This is a genomic window from Desulfosarcina sp. (assembly GCF_033791525.1).
Classification (GTDB): domain Bacteria; phylum Desulfobacterota; class Desulfobacteria; order Desulfobacterales; family Desulfosarcinaceae; genus Desulfosarcina.
Map to the genome: position 1 here is coordinate 1 of NZ_JASJGN010000044.1, position 11,183 is coordinate 11,183.

An 11,183-nucleotide genomic window follows, 5' to 3' on the forward strand; every position below is an offset into this window, starting at 1 on the left:
TGTAAGCAAGAAAAATGAATGCCATTGTGGCACCATTAAGGGCCGCATAAAACATGAACATTCCGGTGGCGGTTGATGCCTGCATTTTGTGTACGCGGCTGGCAAGCATGAAAACCAGTGCCAATTCTCCGATAAAAAAGATCCAACGCGCCTGATAGACAAAGCGGAGAACCGGTTCGTTGTGTGCGACAAACCAGGCGACAGCGCCGGTCAATGCGAGCCCTATGGCCATCCAGTTGTACACGCTTCGAACAAACGCGTTAACCTGAACCTGAGCCTGGGTTCTTTCCATTGGAATCGACTGCATAGAATACCTCCGCAAATTTTTATTTTTTAAATCGTTATTAACCACTCTCGGACAGTGGCCAAAGATAACACAGGCTGCTTTATTTTCAAGCATAAAGCTGATATGAATGATGCGTTAGTTTTTAGGTGGTTAGGGCGATTATTCCATGAAACCTGAACAGATTTACCAGGAGCTGAAAGATTTAGCGGAAAAACTCGGGGTAACGGTCTCCGAGCAGAGCTTTCGTGCCAGCGGCATACCCGTGAAAAGCGGCTTTTGCCTGATCAAGGGGAAAATGCACTGCATTATCGATAAAAATATCACCCTGCATAACAAAACAACGATCCTGGCCCAATCGCTTTTTGAACTGCCTCACGAAAATCTGTTCGTGGTGCCTGCGGTGCGGGATCTCATTCAAAAATCCGGACGGAAGGACAACAGTGGCCATAAAACACATTAATCGTATTTGTAATTTTACATAATATATCTTATCGGACGTTACAACGCAATCACGATTCATCCAGATTCAAACCCCATCTCCACATCGAGGCCATGGCGATAAACAGCGCAGGTTCCAATCCTTCCCGGCAACATGTCTACGAAGTCACGGAACTGAACAAGATAATTAAGCGAATACTTGAAGATAAGTTTCCTTTCATCTGGATATCAGGGGAAATTTCTAACTTCAAAATTCCTTCATCCGGCCATTGCTATTTCACCTTGAAGGATCCGCATTCGCAAATCAGTGCGGTTATGTTCCGCGGTCAAGCCAGTGCCCTCAAATTCAGACCCGAAGATGGGTTGTCCATTATTGGCCTGGGTCGTATCAGCGTCTACGAACCGAGAGGCTCATATCAGATTATCTTCGAATATCTGGAACCAAAAGGTGTTGGCGGTCTCCAGGTTGCCTTTGAAAAACTGAAACAACGGCTGTCCGATGAAGGCTTGTTTGATGCAAAGCACAAGTTGCCGCTGCCCGCATTACCCAAAAAAATAAGTATCGTGACTTCTCCGACCGGCGCTGCCATTCGTGATTTCATCAAGGTGGCGCAGCGACGTTTTCCCAACCTGCCGTTGGAGATCGTTCCGGTGAATGTTCAAGGGGATCGCGCGCCTGGCGAAATTGTGCATGCCATCCGTTGGCTGAATAAAATAGGACCCACCGACGTCATTGTTCTGGCACGCGGTGGCGGATCCATCGAAGACCTGTGCGCGTTTAACGATGAACAGGTCGCCCGAACCATATTTTCATCCAGCATTCCGATCATCTCAGCCGTTGGCCATGAAACGGATTTTACGATCGCCGATTTCGTTGCCGATCTCCGGGCGCCCACGCCGTCCGCCGCTGCCGAGATCTCGGTTCCCTCTAAAAATGAACTTCAGAACGGGCTTTTCAAAACTAATCAGTTACTTTATAAAACAATCGATTCATATCTGAAATTATTAAATAAATATTTAATTGGAATCAGCCACCGAATTATTCATCCCCGGCAAAAGCTCCAGGACATGCGAATGCGACTCGATGATTATTCGATTCGACTGCTTTCATCGATCAATCGCGCCTTGACACACAGAAGCGAGGGTCTTGCCTTTCACCACAATATGCTGATGCATGTTTCACCAGCCAAGACGGTGGCGTCCATGCAAGAACAGGTCATCAGCCTTCAAGACGCGTCGATCACACATATCAACCATCTCGTCCGGGAGGGGCAAACCACCATTTCAAAAAATATCTCCATGTTAGATGCGCTCAACCCCATGGCCATATTACAGCGCGGATACAGCATCACTCGCACGCTTCCCGACCGATCCGTTGTTCGCAGCGCCAATCAGGCAGCCATTGATCAACACCTTGAAATACTTTTGGGCCGCGGGCAATTAACGGTCACGGTAGCCGAGAGAAAAAATGAAACGGACTGAGAATGAAAACTGAATCACCAATAATCACAAAATGTTAATTATCGTTTACGGCCAAACCAGTTTAAAAAAACAAAGGATGAAATAATCCCCATGGCAACAAAGGCAAAACCGAGTTTTGAAAAAGCGATCAATGATCTGGAAAAAATCGTCAAGGCGCTCGAATCCGGCGACCTGCCCTTGGAAAAAGCCTTGGAAAAGTTCGAAGCCGGCATTAAGTTGTCCCGATACTGCACCGAGACGCTGGATAAAGCCGAAAAACGGATAACCCTGCTAACGGCTGACGAAACAGGTGAACCCGTGGAAAAACCGTTTGACCTGGACGCCTGAATGGTTAAACACCTTACCGCTGAGCACGCGGAGGACGCTGAGAAATGAAAATGCTTTATCAAACCGATTATCTCTGCGGTCTCGGCGGTTAAACAAAACCCTCGGAGAACCCATCAATAATTATGTTCGATCTGAAATCATACCTCATAGATGTGCGGGCCCCGGTGGACCAAATGCTGCAGCACTATCTGAGCGCCCACTCACCAGCCACACGGGTCTCCCAGGCCATGACCTATTCAGTCATGGCCGGCGGTAAACGATTGCGGCCCGTGCTGTGTATCGCCGCTGCGGAAACGGTCGGCGGTAGTCGGGAATCGGTAATTCCCCTTGCCTGTGCCCTGGAGTTAATTCACACCTATTCGTTGATCCATGACGACTTGCCGGCAATGGACAACGACGATAAAAGACGCGGTAAACCGACCTGCCATGTCCAGTTCGATGAAGCAACGGCCATCCTTGCCGGCGATGCACTGCTGACGCTGGCCTTCGAAATCCTGGCGGCAGCCGGCAGCCGGTGCGCGTCTGACGATCAATCCCGCTGGTTGCTGGCGATTGCCCAGATCGCCTCCGCCGCCGGGTTCAAAGGTATGATCGAAGGGCAGATGCGCGATATGGCCTTTGAAGGAACGGTAATCTCCAAAGGTGAACTGGAATCTCTGCACTGCCTGAAAACAGGAAAAATGATCGAAATTTCAGTGGGCTCCGGTGCGCTGGTGTCAGGGGCGTCAACGCGCCAGCAGCAGTTGCTGCACACCTATGCCCAGAATATCGGATTGGCTTTTCAGGTGACCGACGACATCCTCAACGTTAAAGGTGACCCGGAGCGCCTGGGAAAAGCCACCGGTACCGACCGGATTCGCGGGAAAAACACCTACCCGTCGCTGTTGGGTCTGTCCGGCGCCGAGACGCTTGCCGGCCAACTGGTGAACAATGCCTTGAAGGTGCTTGACGCTTTTGATAATGAAGCAGACTGCCTTCGTGCCATCGCACGATATGTCATCGAACGGAACCGATAACTCAGGGAGCTGGAATCTTGCACCAATCCTCACATCTACTAAAAAAAATAAACTCGCCCCACGACCTGAAGAAACTGAAACGTTCAGAACTATCTGATCTGGCAAAAGAAATCCGTAAAACCATCGTAGACGTGGTGTCCACATCCGGTGGTCACCTGGCGTCCAGCTTAGGTGCCGTCGAACTGAGCATCGCCCTTCACTATGTCTTCGACACACCGACTGATAAAATTCTGTGGGATGTGGGCCATCAGGCATATGCCCACAAATTGCTTACCGGCCGGCGAGACCAATTCCCCACACTGCGCCGACAAGGCGGCCTCTCCGGATTTACCAAACGCAGCGAGAGCCCATATGACACCTTTACCACCGGTCACAGCAGCACCTCCATCTCCGCCGGTCTGGGTATTGCCTGTGCCAAACATCTGAAAAAAGAATCATCCAAGGTGGTGGCCGTTATCGGGGACGGTTCGCTGACTGCCGGGCTTGCTTATGAAGGACTGAACCAGACCGGAGACACACACAACGACAAGGATATGATCGTTATCCTGAACGACAATGAAATGTCCATTTCCCATAATGTCGGTGCTCTCTCCTCCCTGCTCAGCCGCACATTTTCCGCATCCAAGCTTCAGATGCTGCGCAAAGAGTTTGGCGAATTCCTCAAATCCCTGCCTCGTATCGGCGAAAATATGTACCAATTGGCCAAGCGCAGTGAAGAGTCTTTTAAGACCTTCGTTACTCCGGGAATGTTGTTTGAAGCCTTCAACTTTGAATATTTCGGCCCCATCGACGGGCACAATCTGGATCATTTAATCAATATTCTTAAAAATATTAAAACAATGAATGAACCGGTGCTCCTGCACGTAATTACTAAAAAAGGCAAGGGATACCCTCAGGCGGAACAGAATCCGGTTTATTTTCATGGCGTCAGTTCTTTCGACGTGGATACGGGGATCTGCCGCAAAAAGACCACCAATGTGCCCAGTTACACCGAAGTGTTCGGCCAAACCATGGTGGAACTGGCTAAAACAAATGACAAAATCATCGCCGTTACCGCCGCTATGCCGGAAGGTACCGGGCTGGTCCCCTTTTCCAAGGCGTACCCGGACCGATTTTTCGATGTGGGCATTGCTGAACAACATGGTGTCACTTTTGCCGCCGGTATGGCCACCGAAGGGTTTCGTCCGGTGGTGACCGTCTATTCGACCTTTCTCCAGCGAGCCTACGATCAGATCATCCACGATGTCTGCATCGAAAAACTGCCGGTGGTGTTTGCATTGGATCGCGGCGGTATTGTCGGAGAGGACGGGCCCACCCATCACGGTCTTTTCGACATCTCATTTCTACGGACCATCCCTAATATGGTGGTCATGGCTCCAAAGGACGAAAATGAGTTGCGCCACATGCTGGCCACTGCCATGGCACACGACGGACCCATCTCCCTGAGATACCCACGGGGTCGCGGAACCGGGGTGGACCAGGACGACACCTTGACGATGATTCCCATTGGCAAAGGTGAGATCCTGAGCCGCGGCGACGACCTGCTGATCGTTGCCGTGGGCAGCACAGTAAGCGAAGCGGTATGCGCCGCTGCCCTGTTAGCGGAAAACCATGGCGTTCGGGCAACCGTAGTCAATGCGCGATTCATCAAACCATTGGACCATGAACTGATCATTCCCCTGGCCCGGAACATCCACCGGATCATCACCATTGAAGAAAATACCATTCAAGGCGGATTCGGCAGCGCTGTTCTTGAATTGCTGAGCGACCATGAAATCAATGGCGCCATCGTCAAGCGAATGGGCATCAACGATCATTTTGTGGAGCACGGACCACAAGATGCCCTGCGCTGCAAATACCAGGTGGATGCGTCGGCCATCATCAACACAGCCCTTTCCATGATGAGCCAAGATAAGCCGATAGCCGATAGTCGATAAGCTGGTAAGAAAAAAAATTATCCGCAATTGGGCGTGAATGAGAAAAGACGTATCGCTGTGGTGTCTTCTCAGCTCAACAGCTAAACAGCTAAGCCCGGAAGGGTTGGTATGGCCGTCAAAAAGCGAATCGACACGCTGCTCGTTGAAAAACAATTCTGCCAGAGCCGGGAACGGGCCAAGGCCTTGATCATGGCCGGACGGGTGTTGGTGAACCACACACCCTGCGACAAACCCGGAACCCGTTTTGCCGAAGATATTGAAATCAAGATGAAAAGCGATGACCTGCGCTATGTCAGCCGTGGGGGACTGAAGCTTGAAGCAGCCCTGAAAGCAAACCGCATCGATTGTGCCGGCATGGTCTGTCTTGATGTGGGGGCTTCGACCGGTGGTTTTACCGACTGTCTGCTGAAACACGGGGCCGCCCGTGTATTTGCGGTGGATGTGGGATATGGCCAGCTGGCATGGTCGTTGAGGCAGGATGATCGGGTGGTCGTCATCGAGCGGACCAACATCCGCAAAATGGATCCAGCCTTGATCACCCGGCAGGTTGACCTCGTAACCATCGACACCTCTTTTATCTCCCTAAAAATCGTCGTTCCATGCATCCTTCAATTTCTAAATCCCGGCGGCATCATCCTGGCTTTGATCAAGCCTCAATTCGAAGCCGGTAAAGGCAGGGTGGGCAAGGGCGGTGTGGTCAGGGATCCGGCCCGTCACGCTGAAATCATCGACGATCTTCAGGTTTTCTTTTCCCGGCAGTCGCTTTTTTGCGGACCGGTAATCCCCTCCCCTGTATTGGGACCCAAGGGAAATCGGGAATTCATTATCCTGCTGCGGCCGTCAGATTTTGATTTATAATCAGGTTTTTAAACTTGATTTTTTTTAGTCGTCGATTTAATAATATCTGCTTAAACAAAAAGCTGCCAAAAGGGCAGAAAATACAATGGAGAGAGGAGCTTGAGTGGCCCAAATGAATGAAACCCTAAGAAATGTAGCACTGATTGCCCATGGGGGGGCTGGAAAAACCTCCCTCGCTGAAATCATGATTAACAACGCCGGCATGACCACCCGCGTCGGACGCGTGGAAGACGGCAACACGGTGATGGATTTCGAACCGGAAGAACTCAAGCGGCAGACCAGTCTTTCCAGTGGTTTTATTCAACTGCCATGGAAAAAGCACACCATCAGTCTGATTGATACGCCCGGCGATCAAAACTTTATCTCCGACGCCAAACAGTGCATGCAGGCAGCCGATACCGCTCTTATCCTCGTGGATGCCGTTGACGGCGTCAAGGTGCAGACTGAACAGGTGACTGATTTTGCATCCGAATACGAACTGCCCTGTGCGATTTTCATCAACAAGCTGGACCGCGAGCGTGCCGATTTTACCCGTACCCTCGAGGATGCGGTGCAGTGCCTGTCCCCCAAACCCATTATCGTTCAGCTTCCCATTGGGGCCGAAGCCGACTTTGATGGCATCGTAGACCTGATCAACCTCAAGGCTTACCGCTACGATGATAACGGCAAAGCAAAGGAGATAGAGATTCCCGCCGACATGCAGGACACGGTGGAGACAGAGCGGGAGACGCTCATCGAGAATGTGGCCGAGGCGGACGATGCAATCATCGAACGTTATCTGGAAGGAGAGACCATTACCAACCAGGAACTTCGCGATACATTGAAAAAAGGCGTCCTTTCACGAACCTTTGCACCGGTGCTCTGCGGGTCTGCTGCTCATAATATCGGCGTGGACCTCCTTATGGATTTCATTGCCACCTGCTTGCCGTCGCCTTTGGAAAAAGCGCCGAAACAAGGCGTGAATCCAGTCAATGATGAAGTCATTGAACGGGCATCGGACCCGGCGGCCCCCTTTTCCGCCTTTGTTTTCAAGACCGTAGCGGATCCCTATGCCGGCAGACTGACTATTTTCAAAGTGGTTTCCGGAAAGCTGGGCAGTGACGGCAATTTCTACAATTCGACCAAAGAGACCCGGGAGCGATTCAACCAGCTGCTCACCATTGCAGGCAAAGAGCAGAAACCGGCCTCGGAAGCCGGGCCTGGATCCATCGTGGCAGTGGCAAAACTCAAGGAAACCAAGACCGGTGACACGCTCTGTGATGAAAGCAACAAGATCCGCTTTGACTGTGCCCAGCCCATGCCCACGCTGATTTCGTTTGCTCTGGAATCCAAAGCCACCGGCGATGAGGATAAAATTTATATATCTTTGACCAAACTCCTGGAGGAAGACACAGCCTTGAGGTTGGAGCGCAACGCGGAAACCAAGGAAATTCTGCTTTCAGGCCTGGGTCAGGTTCACATCGAGAGCACCATCGAAAAGCTCAAGCGTAAATTTAATGTCGAAGTCCTGCTCAAAACCCCAAAAATTCCCTATCGCGAAACGATCAAAAAGAAAGTCCGCGTCCAGGGAAAACACAAGAAACAATCCGGCGGACACGGCCAGTACGGTGACTGCTGGATCGTTATGGAGCCCCTTCCCCGTGGAGCCGGTTTCGAATTTGTGGATGCCATCGTAGGCGGGGTAATCCCCAAAAATTACATTCCGGCCGTTGAAAAGGGCATTGTAGAGGCCTGCCAGAAAGGGACGATGATCGGTGCCCCCTGTGTGGATTTCCGCGCCACCGTGGACTTTGGCAGCTACCATGCCGTCGACTCCTCGGAAATGGCCTTCAAGGTCGCCGGCTCCCTGGCTTACAAAAAGGCCTGCGAAGAGGCCAAACCGGTTCTGCTCGAGCCGATCATGAAAGTGACCGTGATCACCCCGGACGATTATATGGGTGACATCATGGGCGATATGAACAGCCGGCGGGGGCGTGTTCTCGGAATGGATACGGCAGGCAAGAACCAGGTGATCAACGCAGAAGTTCCCTTGGCCGAATTCCAGACCTATGCGCCGGACCTGCGGTCCATGACCGGCGGCCGCGGCATGTATACCATGGAATTTTTGCGTTACGACGAAGTGCCGGCCCAGATTGCGACTAAGGTGATCGAACAGATCAAGGCCGAAAAAGAAGAGTAGTCGGCACCGCTATACCATGTGTCATCTGAAAAAGGAGGGCCCCCTGCCCTCCTTTTTTAGTGGTAAGGATAGAACCCCGTTAAGGTGGGGGGAAGTCAATGCATTCCCTGGCCGGTGCATAGCCGGACCAAAATCCAGCCCATCGATTTTTCAGCCGTATCCGATTCTTTTCAGAGATCCTTTTTCCCATGGGACAGTCGTGGGCATGAAATCGCCTTGATCGTCGGTTTCCCAGATAGGAATGGGGTTGCTGGTGATCCTTTTTCACGCGTTGCCAGATGCCCCTGCCATGCTCCATGGCAACGCGCTGGGCGGAAAGCAGAATCTTCTCTTTACTGATGTTGGGAATATGATACAGGACGTGGGCGTATCCCCGCTTAAGCAATTCGGCGTTTACGAAAAGTCCATCACCGCGATAAACATAAGCCAGTGTCCTGCCGTAGCGGTCGGTTTTCTCTCGGTCGTAAACCAGTTTGAGTTTCCACCCGTCGACCAGTTGGCGATTCATCGATTGCGCCTCATCGCCCATGGGTTCGGCCCGATGGTTTTTATGATCGATTTCAGGGGTGTCGATACCAATATAACGCACGTGTCGGCCGTCGTGCAAAATAATGGTATCCCCATCGGCCACCCACTTGGCCATGACCCATGGTTCAGCATCGCTGCAGCCAACCGAGGCGGCAAGGATCAGCGCAATTAGGCCAATGCGGCATCGGATGCTATTTGTCAGTAGGACAGCAATCGCATTCACGGGGTCAAATCACACATCTTGATGGCGCTCCTGTCCAGCATCTGACCTATTCCGCCATGCGGCGGGGGAACATATCCCATGGTTTTTTCCCACACTTCATCGTCTTCCATACAGAAATAGACGGTCACATTCGGCGCTAGGTTTCGAATCCAACCCACCATCTGCCGGTAAAGGGCGATGCGCAGCGGTTTGAAGTAACGCATTTTATTGTCCAAACCGGTGACAAATTCGCCGTAGGCAATTTTAGAGTCTGGAAAGCGCTGGGCGATGATCGGCTTGAGCGCCGGCATGAAGCGGAACGTGCCAAGGCTGATCCAGACGATATTTTCAGCAGAGATCCGCTGAAACAGCTGTTCGACCACCGTCTGGTAATCGGCTTCGCAGCCGTTGTAAATAAGCATGGGATCGAAATGAAATGCCAGCGGGTATCCCCATTCCTGGCAACGTGCCGCTGCCGTCAATCGTGCATCGAGTGAAGCGGTTCGCCGCTCTTCGCTTTTCATGACAGCCGGAGTGTTCAATGACCAGGAAAGAATGGTTTTTCGCCGGTGGTCCAGCCCCTTGAGCCCTTCAATGTTGACTGTTTTGGTTTTCAGCTCCAGCACGGCCCTATCCTGCATGGCAAAGCGGGAAACCAGGTAATCGGTCAGATCGGTCCATTTTTCCCAGATAAGGCTGTCCGTAAACTCCCCGGTACCCACTCGGCTGACTTCCTTTTTTTGAAAAAGCCCGTTCAGTTCCGCGTCCAGATCTTCACGATTAACGAAAAACTGCAACAGCGGTGGATGAAAATAGCTTTGCAGGATACAGTAGGAGCAGTCCATGGTGCAAAAGGATGCCACATGCAGGATCTGGTAGTCGCAGCAGGTATATTCACGGGTACCCGGACACGCTTTTAAAAAACCGCCTTTGTTGCGGGTCAGGTAGAGCACCTGCTTACCGCGGCTGACCGGATCATCAGCACGGTTGATCCATTGATAAATCGAAACGGGGTCATCCACCCATTCGCCAGGCAGGTCAAGCTGACGGCAAATCCTTTCGGTTTCAGGGTGCGAGGCGATACTGGCGTTGACGAATATTTTTTTTAGAATCACTGGGGTTCTTTTCTCTCAGGCGTTTATCGGTCACGGGTTCACGCCTCTATGGACCGGAAGTTGAACAACCAACGCAGAACCCTGAACCGTTGAACCGTGAACGGCCATCTCAGTATTTAAGCATGGCGTAATAGGTTCGTTGTGAGGCGGTCAGGGCATCGTGAAGGGTATATATCCCTTTTTCATTGAGCAGGGAAATCATTTTGAGAAATACCTCGCCGGTAGCAATGGCATCTCCAAGAGCATCGTGTCGCTTGATTATGGAGACCCCCAACCGGTTGGCGATGGTGTCCAGGGTATGGTCATTGTGGGCCGGGTGAAGGATGGCAGACAAATGCATGGTGTCGAGCACCGGGTTGACGAAACGGATGCCGGTGATTTTCTCCTTCATTTGCAGCATTCGCATGTCGAAGGCGGCATTGTGAGCCACCAGCACTGTATTCTGGGCGAACCGGTGAAAAAACGGCAGCACCTTTTCAATGGTCGGTTTGCCTTTGAGCATCCCATCTTTGATGCCATGATATTTGATGGACTCGGCCGGCACGGAACGGCAAGGATCCACCAGCTGATTGATGGTCTCCGTGTGCAGCAAGCGGCCGTTGACCACCCGGATGGCGCCAATGGATATAATTTCATCTCCGCCTCGCGGATCCAGTCCAGTGGTTTCCGTATCAAATACCGTAAAATTGAGTTCCCCGAGCATCCGTGGACCCATTTCCTGGGTTTGCCCAGCTTGATTAAACATGTAGAAGTCGTAGAATTCAGGCCGGCCTGTGGGTAGCAGCGTGTCGTGGCGGATATTGTCCGACACGGCC

At 51.6% G+C, this 11,183-nt stretch carries 11 protein-coding genes; 7 read left to right on the plus strand and 4 right to left on the minus strand.

What is annotated here, in order from left to right; genetic code table 11:
• On the minus strand, positions 1-307 hold a 307-nt coding region (locus QNK41_RS02150; protein ID WP_319253273.1), incomplete at its 3' end, for a Bax inhibitor-1 family protein.
• A 145-nt stretch (positions 308-452) separates the two neighbouring features.
• On the opposite strand from QNK41_RS02150, the gene QNK41_RS02155 reads away from it, so the two are divergent.
• The 7 genes from QNK41_RS02155 (at position 453) to fusA (ending at position 8,523) form a co-directional block, all read left to right on the plus strand.
• On the plus strand, positions 453-746 hold the full coding sequence (locus QNK41_RS02155) for a hypothetical protein (RefSeq protein WP_319253275.1): 294 nt from the start codon (positions 453-455) through the stop codon (positions 744-746).
• Between the two features lie 164 nt (positions 747-910).
• The gene (xseA, locus tag QNK41_RS02160) at positions 911-2,206 is read left to right on the plus strand and encodes an exodeoxyribonuclease VII large subunit (RefSeq protein WP_413815103.1); all 1,296 of its coding nucleotides are present in this window, start codon (positions 911-913) and stop codon (positions 2,204-2,206) included.
• Positions 2,207-2,296: 90 nt separating this feature from the next.
• The gene (gene xseB, locus QNK41_RS02165; RefSeq protein WP_319253279.1) at positions 2,297-2,533 is read left to right on the plus strand and encodes an exodeoxyribonuclease VII small subunit; all 237 of its coding nucleotides are present in this window, start codon (positions 2,297-2,299) and stop codon (positions 2,531-2,533) included.
• Between the two features lie 122 nt (positions 2,534-2,655).
• Positions 2,656-3,549 carry a farnesyl diphosphate synthase gene (locus QNK41_RS02170; protein WP_319253281.1) on the plus strand — a complete coding sequence of 298 codons (894 nt, stop codon included), beginning with the start codon at positions 2,656-2,658 and terminating at the stop codon, positions 3,547-3,549.
• Between the two features lie 17 nt (positions 3,550-3,566).
• Positions 3,567-5,486, plus strand: a complete 1,920-nt coding sequence (gene dxs / locus QNK41_RS02175) for a 1-deoxy-D-xylulose-5-phosphate synthase (protein ID WP_319253283.1) — start codon at positions 3,567-3,569, stop codon at positions 5,484-5,486.
• A gap of 108 nt (positions 5,487-5,594) precedes the next feature.
• On the plus strand, positions 5,595-6,344 hold the full coding sequence (locus tag QNK41_RS02180) for a TlyA family RNA methyltransferase (RefSeq protein ID WP_319253285.1): 750 nt from the start codon (positions 5,595-5,597) through the stop codon (positions 6,342-6,344).
• A gap of 112 nt (positions 6,345-6,456) precedes the next feature.
• The gene (gene fusA, locus QNK41_RS02185; RefSeq protein ID WP_319253286.1) at positions 6,457-8,523 is read left to right on the plus strand and encodes an elongation factor G; all 2,067 of its coding nucleotides are present in this window, start codon (positions 6,457-6,459) and stop codon (positions 8,521-8,523) included.
• 79 nt (positions 8,524-8,602) lie between these two features.
• Here the strand turns inward: fusA and QNK41_RS02190 are convergent, their stop codons facing one another.
• From QNK41_RS02190 to QNK41_RS02200, 3 genes are all read right to left on the minus strand, one after another.
• A complete protein-coding gene (locus QNK41_RS02190; protein ID WP_319253288.1) occupies positions 8,603-9,274 on the minus strand; it encodes a thermonuclease family protein in 672 nt (223 codons plus the stop codon).
• Positions 9,271-10,368, minus strand: a complete 1,098-nt coding sequence (locus QNK41_RS02195; protein WP_319253290.1) for an SPL family radical SAM protein — start codon at positions 10,366-10,368, stop codon at positions 9,271-9,273. The genes QNK41_RS02190 and QNK41_RS02195 overlap by 4 nt, the downstream gene beginning before the upstream one ends.
• Before the next feature lie 109 nt (positions 10,369-10,477).
• On the minus strand, positions 10,478-11,183 hold a 706-nt coding region (locus tag QNK41_RS02200; RefSeq protein WP_319253292.1), incomplete at its 5' end, for a 3'-5' exonuclease.